The organism is Pontibacter sp. 13R65, from assembly GCF_047525655.1.
GTDB lineage: Bacteria > Bacteroidota > Bacteroidia > Cytophagales > Hymenobacteraceae > Pontibacter.
The window spans coordinates 215,813-233,998 of the sequence record NZ_JBLIQL010000005.1 but is presented as its reverse complement, the minus strand read 5'-3'; the positions used below and the strand labels follow the sequence as shown (position 1 = coordinate 233,998).

Annotated in this window: 17 protein-coding genes; 7 read left to right on the top strand and 10 right to left on the bottom strand. The window is 43.4% G+C overall.

What is annotated here, in order from left to right; all coding sequences use genetic code 11:
- The first annotated feature begins 66 nt into the window (after positions 1-66).
- Complete coding sequence (locus ACMA1I_RS08715) at positions 67-798, top strand: ABC transporter permease (protein ID WP_337067923.1); 732 nt, start codon at positions 67-69, stop codon at positions 796-798.
- Positions 799-809: 11 nt separating this feature from the next.
- Positions 810-1,589 (top strand): ABC transporter ATP-binding protein, encoded by a 780-nt coding sequence (locus ACMA1I_RS08710; protein ID WP_337067922.1) that lies wholly within the window; start codon positions 810-812, stop codon positions 1,587-1,589.
- Positions 1,590-1,857: 268 nt separating this feature from the next.
- On the opposite strand, the gene ACMA1I_RS08705 is transcribed toward ACMA1I_RS08710, so the two are convergent.
- The 4 genes from ACMA1I_RS08705 to ACMA1I_RS08690 form a co-directional block, all read right to left on the bottom strand.
- Positions 1,858-3,162 (bottom strand): NupC/NupG family nucleoside CNT transporter, encoded by a 1,305-nt coding sequence (locus ACMA1I_RS08705; protein ID WP_337067921.1) that lies wholly within the window; start codon positions 3,160-3,162, stop codon positions 1,858-1,860.
- Positions 3,163-3,262: 100 nt separating this feature from the next.
- Positions 3,263-3,862, bottom strand: a complete 600-nt coding sequence (locus tag ACMA1I_RS08700; protein ID WP_337067920.1) for a bifunctional nuclease family protein — start codon at positions 3,860-3,862, stop codon at positions 3,263-3,265.
- 14 nt (positions 3,863-3,876) lie between these two features.
- A complete protein-coding gene (locus ACMA1I_RS08695; RefSeq protein ID WP_337067919.1) occupies positions 3,877-4,857 on the bottom strand; it encodes an electron transfer flavoprotein subunit alpha/FixB family protein in 981 nt (326 codons plus the stop codon).
- 1 nt (position 4,858) lies between these two features.
- A complete protein-coding gene (locus tag ACMA1I_RS08690; RefSeq protein WP_337067918.1) occupies positions 4,859-5,599 on the bottom strand; it encodes an electron transfer flavoprotein subunit beta/FixA family protein in 741 nt (246 codons plus the stop codon).
- A 67-nt stretch (positions 5,600-5,666) separates the two neighbouring features.
- Between ACMA1I_RS08690 and ACMA1I_RS08685 the strand changes: the two genes are divergently transcribed.
- Both ACMA1I_RS08685 and ACMA1I_RS08680 read left to right on the top strand, forming a co-directional pair.
- On the top strand, positions 5,667-5,999 hold the full coding sequence (locus ACMA1I_RS08685; protein ID WP_337067917.1) for a tetratricopeptide repeat protein: 333 nt from the start codon (positions 5,667-5,669) through the stop codon (positions 5,997-5,999).
- Positions 6,000-6,359: 360 nt separating this feature from the next.
- On the top strand, positions 6,360-8,150 hold the full coding sequence (locus ACMA1I_RS08680; RefSeq protein ID WP_337067916.1) for a long-chain fatty acid--CoA ligase: 1,791 nt from the start codon (positions 6,360-6,362) through the stop codon (positions 8,148-8,150).
- Positions 8,151-8,297: 147 nt separating this feature from the next.
- Here the strand turns inward: ACMA1I_RS08680 and ACMA1I_RS08675 are convergent, their stop codons facing one another.
- The 3 genes from ACMA1I_RS08675 to ACMA1I_RS08665 all read right to left on the bottom strand — a co-directional run bounded on the left by ACMA1I_RS08675 (position 8,298) and on the right by ACMA1I_RS08665 (position 11,148).
- Entirely contained in the window at positions 8,298-9,296 is a 999-nt protein-coding gene (locus tag ACMA1I_RS08675) for a hypothetical protein (RefSeq protein ID WP_337067915.1), read from the bottom strand.
- A gap of 563 nt (positions 9,297-9,859) precedes the next feature.
- Positions 9,860-10,699: a carboxypeptidase-like regulatory domain-containing protein gene (locus tag ACMA1I_RS08670; protein ID WP_337067914.1), complete on the bottom strand. Its 840-nt coding sequence runs from the start codon at positions 10,697-10,699 to the stop codon at positions 9,860-9,862.
- A 41-nt stretch (positions 10,700-10,740) separates the two neighbouring features.
- The gene (locus ACMA1I_RS08665) at positions 10,741-11,148 is read right to left on the bottom strand and encodes a GNAT family N-acetyltransferase (RefSeq protein WP_337067913.1); all 408 of its coding nucleotides are present in this window, start codon (positions 11,146-11,148) and stop codon (positions 10,741-10,743) included.
- Positions 11,149-11,622: 474 nt separating this feature from the next.
- Here ACMA1I_RS08665 and ACMA1I_RS08660 point away from each other — a divergent pair, with 474 nt between their 5' ends.
- Entirely contained in the window at positions 11,623-13,059 is a 1,437-nt protein-coding gene (locus tag ACMA1I_RS08660) for an HTTM domain-containing protein (RefSeq protein ID WP_337067912.1), read from the top strand.
- A gap of 361 nt (positions 13,060-13,420) precedes the next feature.
- Here the strand turns inward: ACMA1I_RS08660 and ACMA1I_RS08655 are convergent, their stop codons facing one another.
- Both ACMA1I_RS08655 and ACMA1I_RS08650 read right to left on the bottom strand, forming a co-directional pair.
- The gene (locus ACMA1I_RS08655) at positions 13,421-14,041 is read right to left on the bottom strand and encodes a hypothetical protein (protein WP_337067911.1); all 621 of its coding nucleotides are present in this window, start codon (positions 14,039-14,041) and stop codon (positions 13,421-13,423) included.
- Positions 14,042-14,191: 150 nt separating this feature from the next.
- Positions 14,192-14,491, bottom strand: a complete 300-nt coding sequence (locus ACMA1I_RS08650) for an antibiotic biosynthesis monooxygenase (protein ID WP_337067910.1) — start codon at positions 14,489-14,491, stop codon at positions 14,192-14,194.
- A 346-nt stretch (positions 14,492-14,837) separates the two neighbouring features.
- On the opposite strand from ACMA1I_RS08650, the gene ACMA1I_RS08645 reads away from it, so the two are divergent.
- Together ACMA1I_RS08645 and ACMA1I_RS08640 are read left to right on the top strand one after the other, a co-directional pair.
- Positions 14,838-15,560, top strand: a complete 723-nt coding sequence (locus ACMA1I_RS08645) for an SDR family oxidoreductase (RefSeq protein WP_337067909.1) — start codon at positions 14,838-14,840, stop codon at positions 15,558-15,560.
- Between the two features lie 311 nt (positions 15,561-15,871).
- Entirely contained in the window at positions 15,872-17,176 is a 1,305-nt protein-coding gene (locus tag ACMA1I_RS08640; RefSeq protein ID WP_337067908.1) for a deoxyribodipyrimidine photo-lyase, read from the top strand.
- 47 nt (positions 17,177-17,223) lie between these two features.
- Here ACMA1I_RS08640 and ACMA1I_RS08635 read toward each other — a convergent pair whose 3' ends face one another.
- On the bottom strand, positions 17,224-18,078 hold the full coding sequence (locus ACMA1I_RS08635; protein WP_337067907.1) for an HAEPLYID family protein: 855 nt from the start codon (positions 18,076-18,078) through the stop codon (positions 17,224-17,226).
- Between the last annotated feature and the right edge of the window lie 108 nt (positions 18,079-18,186).

Genomic DNA, 18,186 nt, shown 5'->3' with positions numbered 1-18,186 from the left:
TTATTATTACATGATTTTTAAGTTGAACTATCGTAACATCCACTACACCCAGCGTTACAGCTCTATATGCTAACAAATTTCGGAAAGTATCTTTTATTTATACAAAGCCTCTTCGCACGAGGAGAGGCTGCCAGAATTATTTTTAACAGAACCATAGACGAAGCCATTCTGATAGGAATAAATTCTATTGTCATTGTAGCCATTGTTTCGACTTTTATAGGTGCGGTAACCTGCGTTCAGATTTCTTATAATCTTACGAATGCGCTCATACCTCGTTCCACAATCGGCTTTATGGTGCGGGAAATGACCCTGCTGGAACTGGCTCCTACCATTACCTCTATCGTACTGGCAGGTAAGGTTGGCTCCAACATAGCAGGCGGCCTGGGCACCATGAAAATAACAGAGCAGGTAGATGCCCTGGAGGTAATGGGCATTAACTCAGCCTCTTACCTGGTGCTACCTAAGATCATGGCTTCTGTTCTGGTGTTCCCCATGCTGGTAATCATTGCCATGTTCTTATCGATAGGTGGTGGCTTTGTAGCAGGGGCATTGTCTGGCGAAATTACTCCACAGGAATATATTTCGGGTATACGCGGCGAGTTTGTGCCTTACAACATCCTTTTCGCACTAATTAAATCGGTTGTATTTGCCTTCCTGATTTCTTCCATTTCTTCGTTTCAGGGGTACAAAACAGATGGCGGCGCACTGGAAGTAGGTGAGGCAAGTACCAAAGCTGTTACAAACAGTGTAATTGCTGTACTGGTGGCTGACTTTGTACTGGCACAGTTATTACTTTGATTTGAAAAACTATGATTGAGATTCATAATATCCATAAATCGTTTGGTGGCAAGAAAGTGCTTGACGGTGTTAGCGGCATTTTTGAGACAGGAAAAACCAATTTGCTTCTTGGAGCGAGCGGAACCGGTAAAAGTGTGCTTTTAAAATGCATTGTAGGACTGATTAAGCCCGATATCGGTAGCGTAACTTTCGATGGCACTTACTATACTAATAACAAGCTCGACATTCGGCAGGAGATCCGGCGAAAGATCGGCATGCTGTTTCAGGGATCGGCCCTCTTCGATTCTATGAACGTGGAACAGAATGTGGAATTCCCGCTGCGCATGCTTACCAACATGAGCAAAAGCGAACGGATGGACCGCGTGAACTTTTGCTTGAGCCGCGTAGGCCTCGAAAATGCCAACCATAAAATGCCATCTGAGATTAGTGGCGGCATGAAGAAGCGGGTTGGCATTGCGCGCGCTATTGCTCCTAACTGTACTTACCTCTTCTGCGATGAGCCAAACTCCGGCCTCGATCCGCAGACAGCCATCACCATTGACGAACTAATTAAGGAAATTACCGAGGAGTACAACATTACCACCATCATCGTTACGCACGATATGAACTCCGTAATTGAGATTGGGGACAAGATCATGTTCCTGTACAAAGGCAAAAAGCTATGGGAAGGCAATAGTGTAGAAATAATGGAGACTGACATCAAAGAGCTTAATGACTTCATATTTGCCAACCGCCTGATGCGCGATGCCAAAAAAGTGGAAGACGAACGCGCTGAAGAAGAACGCTTGTAAGAAGAGGAAAAGGACAATCCTAAGAGCCAGTTATTAGTGAGATAGTTTTAACCACACCTCAAAGCTTGCTGATGATAGGACGGCTTTACCAGATGATACTATAGAACGAGAGCGGCTCTTCCTTGTGAAGCGCCGCTCTCGTTCTATAGTATCATCCCTAGTGCAAAATCAATGCTAAAATGCTCTGGAAGGCCGATTTCATTAGAATAATTACTCGTTGCCTGCTGTAGTTCCACAAGGCTTTGCTTCTACTTACCAGGCAGTAGCCCTACAAATCGTATAACATACCAGCAATGGTGGCCGTCATCATACAGGCAAGAGAGGCTCCAAGCAAGGCTATAAACCCTAACTTAGATAAGTTACCCTGTTGATTGGGTGCCATGCTGCCAATACCCCCAACTTGTATGGCAATAGAGCTGAAATTAGAAAACCCGCATAGCGCATAGGTAGCCATCACAATCGATTTGGTAGAAAGTGAGTTCGCCTCTTTCATCTGGGCCAGATCAAGGTAAGCTACAAATTCGTTGATAGCAGTTTTTTGCCCCAGCAAACTACCTACCTGCAGCGACTCTGCCCAAGGCACTCCCATCAGGAAAGCAAATACTCGAAAAATCTGCCCCAGTATGTATTGAAGCGAAAATCCGTTGAACTGACCGCCCGTGCTGGAAATTACTAGCTCGTTCAGACCAGACCAACTCCCGATGACGTTCGTAAGCAGGTAATTAACCATGGCAATAACGGCAATAAAAGCAAGCAGCATCCCTCCTACGTTGGCAGCCAGTTTAAGTCCGTCAGCAGCTCCGCGGGAGAGCGCATCAATCAGGTTCACGCCTAGCTGCTCCTCATTCACTTCCAGATGGGTATTGATTTTTTCGGGCTCAGTTTCTGGCACCAGAATTTTAGCAAGCACTATACCGGCTGGCGCATTCATAAGTGAGGCAGTTAGCAGGTGCGCCGCAAAAATAGCTTTCTCAGCTGGATCAGTGCCGCCCAAAAAAGATACATAGGCAGCCAGCACACCCCCTGCCAGCGTAGCCATACCACCGGTCATGAGGCACATAAGTTCGGAGCGCGTCATACGGCCTATAAACGGGCGCACCAACAAAGGGGCCTCTGTTTGCCCCAGAAAGATATTGCCGGCAGCAGATAAGCTCTCAGCGCCGGACATCCGCATTCCCTTCGACATGACCCATGCAATGCCATACACGATTTTCTGCAACACGCCCAGGTAGTATAAACCGGCAGAAACAGAAGAAAAGAAAATGATAGTAGGAAGTACAGAGAAGGCAAAAATAAATCCTAAACCAGCATTCTGAGAAGGATCAGCCAGGTTCCCGAACAAGAACTGGGCACCCGCCTGCGAAAAATCGAGGAACGTTACAAACCTGCGGCTAATGAAGGCAAAAATGCTTGCAACAAAAGGAACTTTAGTAACAATGATACCGAAAAAGAGCTGAAGAAAAACTCCGAACCCGACCAACCTCCAACTTATAAATTTTCTATTTTTTGAAAAAAGGAAAGCTATGGCCAAAATAGCGATTAAGCCAATGAGCCCTCTTAAAATATCAGACATGCTTGAGAGAAATTTCTCAAAAGTAAAGCAGATATTTTTATAAACCAAAAACTCCTGCCCTTGTGAGGCAGGAGTTTCCTATATGATTGTTGTTGTTACATTAATTGCGTTTATTCAGCTCATCGCGAATTTTGGCAGCACGCTCGTAATCTTCTTTTTCAAGAGCATCGTTCAGCAATTTATTCAGCTCATCTACCGAGGTCTGGCTCAGCGATTCTTTAGACGTAGAGCCTGAAGCCGGGGAGTTTTTAACCGTCAATTCTTCTGCCTCTTCGTCTTCATCTTCGAGGTCGCTCAGAATAATGCCAGCCTCCGACAGCACACTTTCTACGGTGTAAATCGGAACGCCGAACCGCAAGCCAATGGCAATGGCATCTGAAGGACGCGCATCCAGTTCAAATTCCTTGATGCCATCCGAGCACAATATTTTAGAATAAAACACCCCTTCTTTCAGGTCTGATATAAGCACCTCTGTAATGCTCACACTCAGTTGCTCGGCAAAACTCTTAAAAAGGTCGTGCGTGAGCGGGCGATTCGGGTTAATCTTCTCGATCTGGATAGCAATAGATTGCGCCTCGAACATTCCAATAATAATCGGCAGTCTTCTGTTGCCTTCTCTCTCGCCAAGAACTAACGCAAACGACCCAGTCTGTGACTGACTGGAAGAGAGACCAAGTATCTCTAGCTGAATTTTTTTCACAATAAGCTTTTTGTCTATTTGTCTAAGGCGTTAGCCGCCTCAATTAACTTAGGAATAATCTCAAAAGCATCTCCAACTATACCATAATCGGCCGCTTTAAAGAATGGTGCTTCCGGATCCTTATTTATAACGACAATCACTTTAGAAGAGTTAACCCCCGCCAGGTGCTGAATGGCTCCGGAAATTCCGATGGCAATATACAAATTTGGACTAATAGTAATACCAGTCTGCCCAACATGTTCGTGGTGCGGGCGCCAATCGAGGTCCGAAACCGGTTTAGAACATGCTGTTGCTGCTCCCAATGCCTTTGCCAGGTCCTCAACCAGGTGCCAGTTTTCCGGCCCTTTAAGGCCACGACCACCAGAAACCACAATTTCCGCTTCCGGCAATAACACTCCACCGCCTGTTTCCTGCATCACGGTTTCTTTTGGAGCCACTGCAAAATCGGCATCCGATAAACCTGCTGAAAACTTTTCTACGGTGGCATTGCTGCCAGCGTCGCTGTTCACGGCAATGCTGTTCTTTTTGACCGCTACGATTTTAATGTCTCCGGTCAGGTTAACATCTGCAAAGGCCTTGCCGGAGAACACACTTCGCTTTACCGTAAACGAATCTCCGGAAATAACCGGTAACTCTGTTACGTTTGTTGCCAAAGAACCGTTTAGCCTCACCGCCAGTCGCGAGCCAAGGGCCGCGCCAATGTTGGTGTTGGAGAAGATAATGACCTTGGCATTCTCTTGTGAGGCGGCCTGGGCAATTACCTTCAGATAAGCTTCGGCCACGAAGTTATGAAGACGAACGTCATCATCAAATAAAACTTTACTGATTCCTTGAGCACCCAGTGCGGCAAGGGCTGCTTCCTGCACTTCGCCAATGGCTACCGCAATGGCATCTGTTCCGAGTGCTTTGGCTACCTGACTTCCGTAAGTAGCCGCTTCCAGCGATGATTTTTTTACCTCGCCGTTAAATCCTTCTACTAAAACTAATACAGACATATTAAAGTACTTTAGCTTCGTTTCTTAATAATGAAATTAATTCCCCTGCGTTTTCGGCATCGATCATACGCACTCCGCTTTTCTTTTCAGGCTTGCTGAAGTTGGTGTACTCAGTTTTAGGCTCCCCGCCTATTGGCTCTACCACCTTCAGAGGCTTGGTTCGGGCCGTCATAATACCACGCATGTTGGGGATACGGGGCTCGCTCATAGGTTGCTGTGCGCTGGCTACAAAGGGTAGCTTTACTTCCAGCACTTCTTTGCCACCTTCAATCTCACGCTCCAATCGGGCTGTAGCGTCATCGAGCAGGTCGAGCTTAAAAGCCGGGAAAATAGAAGGTATACCCAACAACTCCCCTACCATACCATGCACCTGCGACCCATTGAAATCAATAGACTCTTTTCCCATTAGAATAAGGTCGTAGTTGTTTTCTTTGGCTACCGCTGCAATTTGTTGGGCTACAAACAGGGCATCTTTAGGGAATGCATTTACTCGAATGGCATCGTCGGCGCCAATGGCGAGGGCTTTGCGAATATTGGCCTCTGCGTCGGCCTCTCCTACATTCAAAACGGTAACAGTACCACCTTTAGCCTCTTTTAATTCTATGGCCCGGGTAAGGGCATATTCATCCCACGGGTTTATCACGAACTGCACACCGTTTTTGTCAAACGATTTGCCATCGCCCGTGAAATTGATTTTAGAAGTAGTATCTGGTACGTTGCTTATGCAAACTAATATTTTCATGGTTAGAAATGTTAGCTTTATAAATTATAAATTTGTGTGAAGTTACTAAATATAGCAAAAACGAACTATGGCTGACTCCCGACTTGAACAACTCCTCGTCTTCCTGCAGGAAGATCCGAACGATGCTTTTACACTATACGCAATCGCCACTGAATATCGTAACATCGATAAGCAAAAGGCGATGGAATACTATGAAAAGCTGCTGGCCGAGCACGAGAACTACGTAGGTACTTACTACCACGCTGCCAAGCTATACGAAGAGTTTGGCCAAAACGACGCAGCAGAGCGCATTTACAAAAAAGGAATGCAGATCAGCCGCCAGGAAGGAAACCTCCACGCTTTTTCGGAACTGCAGCAGGCCTACAACAAAATGATGGGCCTGGATTATGAAGACGATTGATCTCTAATTCTCATCTCCTGATTATTCTAATGAAAAAGGCCTTCCGGAGGTGTTTTGGATCTTGGCGTGCTTAGGGAGTGGTATTCCTTCCTTCATGCTCCCTGAAAGCACTGTCCCAAAAAAAGCCCTTCAATTCAAAAATAGTATGCATGCAGCATAATTACTAGTAATTAACTGAATTCTTTCCTATAATGTTTTCGGTTTTTTGGAAAAATTACTGTTTGTGAGTTTCGACCGGTATAAAACGCCAGGAAGTAGAATTATGGGTAGCAGCTGTAATATCTTCTGTCTTGTCCTGCTCCTATTAGTAACCAATTGCTAATATGCTAGTATTATCACTTTGGCAGCTAAATCCGCGTCATGAAAGAGCCAAAACGATTATTTGATTTTCTTGCTTACCAACTAGAAAAGTTTCCGTTGGACGATATGCTCTGCTCCAAAGAAAACGGCCAATGGAAAAAATATAGTACCCAACAGGTAGCGGACCTGGTAAACCAACTCAGCGCAGCCTTTTTGAAAATGGGCGTTTCTGCTGGTGACGGAACAGCCGAGAGCAAAGACAAAGTCGCTATTATCAGCCAAAACTGCCCTGAATGGTTACTGGTAGATATGGCCCTGCAGCAAATTGGGGTAGTGCCGGTGCCCATTTATCCTACCATCAACGACAACGAGCTGCAGTTTGTATTGCAAGATGCTTCTGTAAAAGTTGCTTTTGTTGGAGACGGAAAATTATATCAGAAAGTACACCAGTTAAATGCTGCTTTGCCGCGCCTGGAGCAAATTTTTGCGTTTAGGCCGGTGCAGGGGGCACAACACTGGCAAGAACTTCTCTTACCCCTAACTCCAGAGCAAGCAATACAGGTAGAACAGCAGAAAAATGCTGTGCAGGAAAATGACTTAGCGACCATACTTTATACTTCCGGTACTACCGGCACCCCAAAAGGGGTTATGCTTTCGCACCGGAATATCGTTAGCAACGTTTTTGGCAGTGCACTGATTATACAGGAGATCGGAGTGCAAGGCAAAAGAGCTATGAGCTTTTTGCCTTTGAACCATGCTTTTGAGCGTATGGCCACCTACTGCTACTTTTACAGCGGGGTCTCAGTTTATTATGCCGAAAGCATGGAGAAGATTGCCGAGAACCTGCGCGAAGTAAAGCCCACCCTGTTCACCACCGTACCGCGACTGCTCGAAAAAGTGTACGAGAGCATAATCACCAAAGGCGCTGAACTAACCGGAGTCAAGCGTAAGCTGTTCTACTGGGCACTTTCGCTAGCTGAGAAGTTTGACATCAATACTAATCATAGTGTCGCTTATAAGCTGCAACTGGCACTGGCCAATAAACTCATCTTCAGTAAATGGCGCGAAGCGTTGGGCGGTGAAGTCAAGGCTATTATTACCGGTGCTGCTGCCTGCCAGGTACGCCTGCTGCGCATTTTCACAGCCGCCCAGATTGTTATTCAGGAAGGATACGGATTAACAGAAGCCTCCCCTATTATTAGCGGGAACCGTTATCCCGAAAAGAACCGCATGTTTGGCACAGTAGGACCACTGCTACAGGATGTAGAGGTTCGCATTGCTCCGGACGGTGAAATTCTTGCCAAAGGCCCTAATGTAATGCTCGGCTATTATAAACGTCCTGAACTAACGGCTGAAGTTATAAAAGAGGGCTGGCTGTACACCGGCGACATTGGCACTCTTATCGATAATAAATTCCTTAAAATTACCGATCGCAAAAAAGAGCTCTTCAAAACCAGTGGCGGCAAATACGTGGCCCCTCAGCCTATTGAAAACCGAATGGTGGAAAGCCCCTGGATAGAGCAGATCATGGTGGTAGGTGAGCTACAAAAATATGTAGGAGCCCTGATAGTACCTGCTTTTCAGAAGCTGCAGGAGTGGTACACCAACCAAGGCGAAGTGTACCCTGGCAATATAGAAGTGATCAAAGACAAAAAAGTTCAAGCCCTGATTGCAGAAGCTGTGCAGTGGTACAATCAGCAATTTAACCCGGTGGAACAGGTAAAGCGTTTTGAGCTACTCCCGTTCCAGTGGACTATTGAAGGCGGTGAACTTACTCCTACTCTTAAGCTCAAGCGAAAGGTGATTTTGTCAAAATACGAAGGCGTGATCAGTGCTATTTATCCCAGCTAAACCTAAGTAACCATATTAATTTGTATTGAGAAGCCATACTCCTTTAGCTGTTTACTTTACGTTCTCAATTGCCCGGCCTGCATAATAGCTCAGCTGCCACGAAAGCACTTCTTCCGTGGCAGCTTTATACTTGAATAAAACTATAATTTAACGCCAGAGCATTATACCATCGGAGGTTTCTATCTTTGTTTCTCCTTTAGGAATAACAGGTATTGCACTCGATGAGGCCATTTGTTCCGCATCCAGATCATAAAGCTTGCCATCGGCAGGAATAATTTTAAGGTTGTGTACAGCTCCAAATACACCTGTGCGCCTGAAGTCGGAACCCACCAATAGGTACTTGCCATCCGGCGAAAACACGGCCTCCAGCTCCTGGGTTTTACTTGTTGTTACCTGCGTCAGGTTACTGCCGTCTATGTTCATCAGGTAAATGTGCTTGTCTATCAGCACCGATATTTTCTGACCATCCTGGCTAACTTTTACATTTCCCCAATCCTGGTAATTCATTTCTTTCACCAGCGTAGCATTGGTATATGGAGGAACTGCTTTTAGAATATACTTGCCGTTCGTAAACACAATGCCATTCCCGGGCAGCCACTCCACTCTGTCATTTCTGGTAAAGGCATTATTGTTGATAGCCGTTAAATGCACCACTTCCTTTCCCGATTTATCTAAAATAATAATGCCTTCTTCAAAGGTAGGTTTGATGGCTATGAGGCTATTGTCCGGCGACAACAGCCCAGAGTTATACTTTGAGCCTCCGTTTGGCGGATAAAATTCAAACTGGCTAACAATGCTCCCATCAGCCACATTGCTTAGGGTGTATTGGCTGGCATCGTAGTTGCCACGAATATCAGTGGAGGTAAGGCGTATTCTTCCATCCCGGCTTATGTCAAAGCCATTGCCTCGCACCTCTTCGTTTAAGAGCACACTTTTAGCTCCTGTTCTTGTGTCTACTGTCAGAACACCTTCGTCTACCCAATCATAGATAAGGCGTCCCTGAAGGTCTGCTGGTATCTTAATACCTGAGCCCCAGGTTACTTCGCCATTATCTGGAGAGGCTTCATCCTCTTTACTACAACTGCTGCCAACAAATAGTATAATACAAAGGCCCAGTAAAAAGTAACGTTTTGCTGATTGCATCATGTTCATGTTTATTTAAAGTCTATAGAAATGGGTCATGAGCAGATGTAGTTGGAGCGAAGTTAATGTGATTAAAGGAATTAAGCATACGCTTGAAGCTACCTAAGGTTTAAAGCACCTAGAATTGAGCAGCCCGAGCAATAAGGTATTATCCCTTCTGCACTTCTCTGATAGTTCCATTACCTTTGCTCCGGTACCTGAGGCAATCTGATGGTAAAATTAGTTAGCTTATTATCTTAGCTACTGAAACTGAGAATTATATTGTTTCATAATCTTTAGCCTACGGCACCCGGTGTACTAAGCGTAGTGAAGTTAACCTCACTTAAGGCAACAATTATTTCGATACGCCTGGCAAAATCAGGGTTGGCTAGAAAATCTCTGCCGAAAGCAACAAATGTTGGGAAGCTGTAAACTCAAAGAGCATCTTGCAGGCTTCTTACTATTCTTATGAATACCAAGCCGTTAAACTTAAAAGAAGAATATATCTGTAAGCTTATTTGAAAGTTAATTGCTACCAAATAGGATAAGCCATAGCCGAAGAAAGGCCTTAGGTATTATATTGGCAACTACTGCCTTACGGTCACATAAGCCGCTATTCTTGCTCCATTCCCTTTCTTCCAGTTGCCCAAGCTAACATTCCGGGAATAGTAGTTACCTCCTAAAGCTCCTCCATAATAAAACAGGAACTTCTCATTATAGTTAGGGTCTGGGAGGTATTCAAAGCTGATAAAAAAGTCTTTTTCTATAACTATGTTGTACTGTTCAAGGTCAACCGTTACCCAACCGCTTGTTAAGGGTAGGCGTCTGATAATACTCTTCTCTACAATACGATCTCCAGGTTCTCCATCTACACTATCTAAAAAATTTATTCTGAAGCTGGCCGAGTCTATTTTCAAACTTTTCAGGTAAAGCGTTGCCGAAAGCAACTCCGAGGGCGTTTGATTTAGCTTTATTAGATTTGCCAGCTCCGATATATCATTTGAGTTGCGTGTTTGAGCAGTTCCAGTAACAAGCGGGTTTCTGGAGATTGTGCCAACTTTTCTAATTTTTCTTGCTCTATTTGTAACAACTACTTCTTGAAGTGAAGTAGCTTTCTCATTTAGGAAAAACTCTGTCTGCCTGTCTGAGAGAATGGCATCTATCGATAAGGAGAGCTCTTCAAAACCTACTCCAGAAAAGGTGATGGTATCCTTTCTGTTTTCATCGTTAATAGTTAATCTAAACCTGCCACTTAAATCCGCTGCTGTTCCAATATTTTTCTTTCTGATGCCAATGTTTACATAGGGTATAGGCTCATCTGTTTTACTATTCTTTACAATTCCACTTATTGTCAAAGATTGAGAATTTGCCACTGTTAAGGAAAATGTTAGGAGTAAAATTAGGGTTGATGAGATACGTTTGATCATTTTTCAACTTTGGTTACTACCGATTTTCTTTACGCTTAAATTCAGTGTTCACGACCATGGTAAATCCACATTGGTTCAGTATGCCCTGCTCGTTCATAGCCTTGTTTTATATAAAATTCGACAGCTTTTCCGTCTGCAGTTAGCATTTGCATATGGAAGTTCCCATATATCTCTTTCAATTTATTTACAATCAACTTGCCTATTCCTTTTCCTTGATATGCTGGATGAACAAGAAGATGAGGATAATAGACAACCAAAAAGCCATCTGATATGGCATTACCAAGCCCTACTAAACTTTTGCTGTCCCAAGCTGTGATAAGTGAGTGCGAATTTAGAAGCGCTTTATACAAAAGATCCGGCTTTTCAGCCGAGGACCATTTATTAGCTTGATATAAAGCAACAATGTCATGTAGGTTGACTTCTTTTGTTTCAGAAATTATTATGCTCATATGCTATTTACTTTTACATCATGGCTTGGCTCTTATGTAAGTCTCGGCTCATTAATGCAGGTAAAAGATAGTCAATTATTTCATACTATAAACCAGCTGGAAGAGACAATTAGTGCTTGGCCAGACTTATCATGAAGATGTCATTGCATATATTTATTACCCTTTATCGACTTTCATAGAGCGTAATTATATTTTCCCTACTTTAATCTTAAATAATTTATTAAATAAGAAACCGTATCTTCTATTTTCCTCCCTACTTTCAATAAGCACTGTAGGCCCTTTACCATCATATCCATTTCTGCAGAGTGGCGTTTGGCAATTTGCTTGTCTGCAATTTTCCTAACTCCCTAAGTCATGGTACTTTGTGATTATGATAAATCGAGCTGGACAATTCACTTGTTTTACAAATTTTTGATGATTTTATTTGTTTATTATAATAATTTTAACAATAATTATAAAAATTATATGTAAAACATGGGCATTAGTATCAAAAAACCAGATAGGCTGTCATTGTTTATTTTTCTTTGGGCTGTAGCGAATTTGTTTCATATTCTAGCCTATCCTGGAGAATTGAGTAAGCCCATTGGCTTCTTAATAGCTTTATGTGCCTTGCTTCTTGTTCTAAAGCCTAAGTATGTTATTGTTTTTATTTTAATGATAGGTTTGAGAATATTTCTAATATTCAATAAAATACCTAGCACATCTAATCATTTCATTCTTGACCTTGCAGTAAATACAGGAATATTTTTATCTTTTGTAATGGCAATCTTTCCTTATGTGAAGGAAGGCAGTTTTACTGCAGGTATCAAAAAAATTGATAGAGAGAAACTTTTTAATACTTTTGCGCCGGTGGCTCGATGGTGTTTACTGATTCTTTACTTCTTCGCTGTATTACATAAATTAAATTGGGATTATCTTAATCCTGCGGTTAGCTGTGCTACTTGGTATTTAGATGTATTTAGAAATAGCGGCTTCTCTTTCATACCTGACAATCAATTTATTCAACAAGCTTCTGTTTATGGATCATTAGTTTGTGAAGCTGGCATACTGTTGTTGTTGTTCTTTAGAAAAACCAGAGTTTTGGGGATTCTTTTAGGATTAGCATTCCACTTTCTTTTATCTCTAGACCCGAACGAAGGAATGTTTAGCTTCGTTGTTATGCTTTATTCTCTTTATTTCCTTTTCACTCCACCTGATTTCACTGAAAAACTCTACACGGTTCTTACGGGTCTGTTAAATGGCAAGTCTGCAATTCTTAAAGTGTTTGTACCACTAGGTGCCATAGGCTTCCTTATTGTACTTGTCATTCTCGGATTAGCAAAATACGACCATCCCCTCAGGTATTTTCCTTTCACCGCGTGGTATGTATGGGGAATGATAGTAATCATTATGTATATAACCGTTGCGTTCACTCAATATAATGATGATACGCATGATTCAAACTTCTTCAGAATACGGAGTAGTGTTTTATGGATAGTTCCGATACTCCTTATATTTAATGGGTTGAGCCCGTATTTTGGCTTGAAAACACAGTATTCTTTTTCTATGTTTAGTAACTTAAGAACTGAAGGGGGTGTAACAAATCATCTATTCATTCCTACTTCTCTTCATCTAACTCCTTGGCAAGAGGATTTGGTTGAAGTAGCTGAAACAGATTTAGAACAACTTGGCAACTATACAAACGGAAACACAATCATTACTTTTTTTGAGTTTAAAAGGGTTGTTAGCAAGGCTGTTGAACAAGACCAGAATTTTTATGTAAAATATACAAGAAATGGAGAGGAAAACTTTTTAAATGTACAAAGGGGTGTAAGTAATATTTCTGAGGCAACAACAAAGCATCCTTGGTATCTAGCCAAGTTTGTACGGTTCCGCCGAATTGATAAGGGACCTTGTTTATGCAAACATTAACTTTATGTACAGTTTGCATAAACAAGGTTTTACTTAATTTGTCTTTCTCACAACCTAAAATCAGCAGTGCTAAGTGGAAGACTAATTTGAACTGATCCTTCATAATGATCACTATTATTATGATCGGCCCCGTAATTAATCAACTGTTTGCATGGCACTATAATTACTCAATAAAAGTAAAATGGAAGAGCCGCGGCAAGTCATCCACCGGTGCAGTCCTTTTGCACAGGGTTGCCTACAGGCACTCTGACACTTATCCTCATCATCCTGACTGAGCATCTTTCTCTGGCAGCTGCGCAAAGAACTATAAGGCAGGATATATTTATTTTATGACTGCTGCTACTATACTACAAAACAATCTTCAATCTTCTACTCTTACATAAATGGCTGTCAGCTGCAACCTTATCCAGCTTGCGGTCACGAAATCATAATAGTTCTTACTAACCAATAGCTCAAGTCTGTCCTTTTCAATTACCTTCATATCTACCAGCTGGCCCCAAAACTCCTCATTCTTCTCCTCCACGTCGGTGCGGTCTATATAGATAAGTTTATTCTTTTCATCATAACTATACTTATAACCAATACCATTCAGTTCGTTTCTAAGGTAAGTTACTGCTCCATTAGGTGAATCGGTATATTCAAAAGTGAGGCGTGGATCCGGAAAAGGAACATACAGATATTGATGAGTAGTATGATTGTGTTTCGTAGGCCTTATTTCCATGTAAGCTGAAGGAGAATCAAAATTATATTGACGATTAAATCTATTTCGGCTGACCTCCTCCATTACATCTGTGGAGACGTTTCCATCATTATTTAAATCTACTTGCCTATCCGCATACAATGATTCGATTTTATAATAGCCAGCAATACTTGGAGCTTTATTGTTCTCTGTTTCTTTACAGGCAGTCGGCAGCAGCATGATAAGAAAAAAAAGAGAGATAACCTGGAGTAAGAGGTAGGGGAAAGTTTTGATTCTCTTCATGCTATATTGTTTAAAATGGTCTGGTCATGAACTTAATTCTAGTATCGCTCATGGCGGCATTTCTCCCAATCAAGATACAAAATTCCTCAAAATAAAAAAGCGCTGTTCCTTTCAGAACTGCGCTCTCTTCCTATAGTTTATTTTTAATTTTTACTCTGCTACGTGCTCGAAACCACGAATTTTCACACTTCCTGGCACTAATTTAAGTCCTTCAGGTATGCTGTTGTGCACGTCGTGGAACATATGGCTTTTGTACCAAACCTGAAAACTCTCCTCATCGGTCCAGAAAGTCATCAGCCAGATCTCATTAGGGTTTTCATGGGGGCTCAGCACCTGCAGTTTTATAAAGCCTTTTGCACTGTCTACGAGGTGAGGCCTGTTCCGGTAGGCTTCTTTTACTTCAAAAGCCATGTCGTTGGCTATTTCGAAAGAACTGATGGAGATGTACATGATGTAGGTAGTTCGGTTTGTGTTTAAGCAGTTGAATCGGAGAAAGCAAATTATCCTGCTCTGTACAACCATTACAAAGAGAAGGAAATAAAGAGAAAAATCAAAATGGCACCCATTACGGATGACCTTCTGGCAGTATATGTTCATGGATCTAACTTTATAGACGCATTTAACAACCCAAATGCATAGCTCCAGCTTTCTACAAGAAGTCCTTCAAGACATTTGGTGCTAAAAGTTATTTCCTATGTTTGATAACAATCGGAAAGGCTGCTGGTTATTAGTCTGGGTATACATTAAGCTGCTTCTGCGGCACAACAATAAAGTAGTTACAGCCTAAGCACTCTTAATGATGACTTTTAAAGACAAGAACATATTAATAATTGGCGGCACCTCCGGAATAGGCCTTAAAACAGGAGAGCAGCTACAACAGCAAGGTGCAAATGTTATCACAGCATCCAGAAAACAATCAGAGGCCGCCATGGCACTAGGTCTCCCCCACCTGCCGCTCGACGTTCTTCATTTTGATGCTGATTTTACAAAAAGTATACCTGCCGTGTTGCATGGCCTGCTCTACTGCCCCGGAAGCATTAAACTGAAGCCTTTTGAGCGACTAAAACCAGAGGATTTCAGACAGGAACTGGAACTGCATGTACTGGGAACGGTGCAGGTACTACAAGCGGCAATGCCTTTTCTTAAAAGAGCAGGAGGCGCAAGCGTCGTGGTTTTCAGCACAGTAGCTGCTGCTACAGGCATGCCTTTTCATGCGTCCATTGCCACTGCCAAAGCCGCCTTAGAGGGTTTAACTTTGTCGCTGGCCGCCGAGTATGCGGCAAGCCAGATTCGGTTCAATGCCATTGCGCCTTCTCTTACCAACACACCGCTTGCCCAAAACCTGCTTAGCACTCCTGAGAAAACAGAAGCCGCAGCCAAACGGCATCCATTGGGCCGGGTGGGGCAACCGCAGGATATGGCAGCTGCCGCCACCTTTCTCCTCTCCGATTCTTCCAGCTGGATGACTGGCCAGGTACTGCACGTAAACGGCGGAATAGGAAATTTAAAAGTAAGTTAAATTCCGCTAATGAAAATGCCCTTCCGGAGCCTTTTTAATGATTTTAGGTGTTAGACTATAGATGTTAGATTTTTCTGGTAGAATGTACTTCCAGGAGTTTCTGTTTTGTCCAGAACCTTACACACTGCGTAGCCTTACTGATAACCCTCAGCCAACGATATAGCCCTTTGTCAATCAACTACTAACATTCAGCAACCAATCCGAATTCTGCTAATGAATTAGGCCTTCCGGAGTAGTTATTCTTACTTTGGGTTGAAGGGCTAAAATGAGGTAGCTCTGGCTTTAGATAATATTTAAAACTTTATTTGTTCATGATTTTATTCTGGTTCCGACGTGACCTACGATTACACGATAACACCGGATTTTACCACGCGCTCAAGACTGGCTCGGCGGTACTTCCTCTATTCATTTTCGATACTGGAATCCTCCACAACCTTGAAGACCGGCGGGATGCGCGAGTTTCGTTTATTCACCAAACGCTTCAGGACCTGCACCGGCAACTCGAAAAGCAAGGCAGCACCCTTCTTGTAAAGCATGGCAAACCAGAAGATGTGTTGGCGCAGCTACTCGAAGAGTACCAGGTGGAGGCAGTATATACAAACCACGACTACGAGCCTTATGCCCGCCACCGCGACAGTCACATAGGTCGGTTGCTGCAGAAAAAGCAAGTGAGGTTTCACACGTTTAAGGACCAGGTGATTTTTGAAAAAGAAGAGATTCTAACCCAGAGCGGCAGCCCCTATAAGGTATACACCCCATACAAAAATTCCTGGCTGAAGCATTTTGATTCAGCACAGGCTGCCTCCTTGCCAAGCCACACGTTGCTATCGCAATTGCAGCCCCATGCCACTACCCATTTCCCCACCATACAAGAGCTTGGTTTCGAAAAATCGAACATAGAAGTGCCGATGCAGGAAGTATCGGTCGAAACATTGCAGGCTTACCACAACACCCGCAATCTGCCAGCCTTAGATGCCACCAGCCGCTTGAGCGTTCTCCTTCGGTTTGGAACGTTTAGTATTCGGCAGGCTGTAAATATGGCACGGGAGCACAATCCGGTATGGCTGCAGGAGCTTATCTGGAGAGAGTTTTTTATGCAGCTCCTCTACCACTTTCCAGAGTCCGTAGAAGAGAGTTTTCACCCAAAGTTTCGCAACATAGCCTGGCGCAACAACGAAGAAGAGTTTGAAAAATGGTGCACCGGCACCACCGGTTTCCCATTGGTAGATGCCGGTATGCGCGAGCTGAACCAAACTGGTTTTATGCACAACAGAGTTCGCATGGTCCTAGCCAGTTTTCTGGTGAAAGATCTGCTGGTGGACTGGCGCTGGGGCGAAGCTTATTTTGCCTCCAAGCTACTCGATTATGAGCAATCCAGCAACGTGGGCAACTGGCAATGGGCAGCAGGAACCGGCGCAGATGCGCAACCCTACTTCCGTATTTTTAATCCGGATAACCAGGTTAAAAAGTTTGACAAGGAATATGCGTACATTAAACGATGGGTTCCCGAGTTCCAGACAACTGCCTACCCCGCCCCCATGTTGGATCATTCCAAAGCCCGAGACAGGGCCATCAGTGCTTTTAAGAAGTCCATTGAGTCCTTTACCACCGGATAAGCAAGCTTTTTACACAACCTAGAGTGTAAGAAGCCACAGCTATTCAATTAATGGCTGTGGTGGCTTTTTCTGCTGCCTGGTTCGTAAATAAGGCGAACAAAGGAACTCAGGCGTTCGCTCGTTCTGGAGATTGGGATTCCTGTAACAATACCCAGCATCAGCGACTCATGTATAACCAGCCGCATTTGAGGCCGGATAACCATTTTGAACTGATCTTCCATAAAATCTTTATTAAACTCTACTCCTACAAAATTCCTGCTGCCTGGTATCATGTAGTGCAAGCTTGTATTAACCTCGTAGTCGGTGGCAATGCCGCTATGGCCAAAATGCCTGCGTAATCGGGGACCGGTGTAAATTAACGAATGAAAATGACCGCCCCAACGCTTGGCTACTACCAGAAAAGGATTAAACAGGAGCCCACTGAAAAGATCTTCTTTTCCGATCCGGTCCAGGTCTGCAAGTTCAAACTCCGTTATCTGGCCAAGCGCCATCGAGGTCTGCAGCTTTGCGTTCACCAGAAAAGTGTACTGAGAAGCGAGCTTTAAAGACTCTACCCTATCCGATGGCCTGAAAATATCAGGTCTTCTGTCGCGGTTGTTGCGGGTATACACCGTAACAGGCACTTCCACCTCAAGCCCTAACCTGTCGATGGGGGCCCACTCATACTCTACCAGAAACTTATAACTGTCATAGTTTAGGTTATCGGTCATGCCTGCTCCAATGTTCCACTCCTTCTCCCCCTTGTGCGCGCCAAGATCTCTGATAAGGTCGATATAAAGCGGCTCCGCATGCTCCAGTTTCAGAGGTTTACTTTTATGTGTAGCAGAATCTGCAGGAGCATGGTGTTGGGCTTTTACGATGAATGGAAAAAGTAAAAGCAAAAAGAAGAAGCAAAATCTCATAAGACTTTATAAAGCAGCAAGTTTGCGCAAAATTAGCCGCCAACATTAAAAGTACATTAAAATCAGATTAGAAACTTCTTTGAAGCCATGCCGGATTTACAAATTTGA

Coding starts and splice junctions, on each gene's coding strand:
- ACMA1I_RS08680 (WP_337067916.1), top strand. CDS start 6,360: ATGAAAGAGCCAAAACGATTATTTGATTTTCTTGCTTACCAACTAGAA.
- ACMA1I_RS08655 (WP_337067911.1), bottom strand. CDS start 14,041: ATGAAGAGAATCAAAACTTTCCCCTACCTCTTACTCCAGGTTATCTCT.
- ACMA1I_RS08675 (WP_337067915.1), bottom strand. CDS start 9,296: ATGATGCAATCAGCAAAACGTTACTTTTTACTGGGCCTTTGTATTATA.
- ACMA1I_RS08670 (WP_337067914.1), bottom strand. CDS start 10,699: ATGATCAAACGTATCTCATCAACCCTAATTTTACTCCTAACATTTTCC.
- ACMA1I_RS08695 (WP_337067919.1), bottom strand. CDS start 4,857: ATGTCTGTATTAGTTTTAGTAGAAGGATTTAACGGCGAGGTAAAAAAA.
- ACMA1I_RS08640 (WP_337067908.1), top strand. CDS start 15,872: ATGATTTTATTCTGGTTCCGACGTGACCTACGATTACACGATAACACC.
- ACMA1I_RS08665 (WP_337067913.1), bottom strand. CDS start 11,148: ATGAGCATAATAATTTCTGAAACAAAAGAAGTCAACCTACATGACATT.
- ACMA1I_RS08715 (WP_337067923.1), top strand. CDS start 67: ATGCTAACAAATTTCGGAAAGTATCTTTTATTTATACAAAGCCTCTTC.
- ACMA1I_RS08710 (WP_337067922.1), top strand. CDS start 810: ATGATTGAGATTCATAATATCCATAAATCGTTTGGTGGCAAGAAAGTG.
- ACMA1I_RS08690 (WP_337067918.1), bottom strand. CDS start 5,599: ATGAAAATATTAGTTTGCATAAGCAACGTACCAGATACTACTTCTAAA.
- ACMA1I_RS08685 (WP_337067917.1), top strand. CDS start 5,667: ATGGCTGACTCCCGACTTGAACAACTCCTCGTCTTCCTGCAGGAAGAT.
- ACMA1I_RS08635 (WP_337067907.1), bottom strand. CDS start 18,078: ATGAGATTTTGCTTCTTCTTTTTGCTTTTACTTTTTCCATTCATCGTA.
- ACMA1I_RS08645 (WP_337067909.1), top strand. CDS start 14,838: ATGATGACTTTTAAAGACAAGAACATATTAATAATTGGCGGCACCTCC.
- ACMA1I_RS08660 (WP_337067912.1), top strand. CDS start 11,623: ATGGGCATTAGTATCAAAAAACCAGATAGGCTGTCATTGTTTATTTTT.
- ACMA1I_RS08650 (WP_337067910.1), bottom strand. CDS start 14,491: ATGTACATCTCCATCAGTTCTTTCGAAATAGCCAACGACATGGCTTTT.
- ACMA1I_RS08705 (WP_337067921.1), bottom strand. CDS start 3,162: ATGTCTGATATTTTAAGAGGGCTCATTGGCTTAATCGCTATTTTGGCC.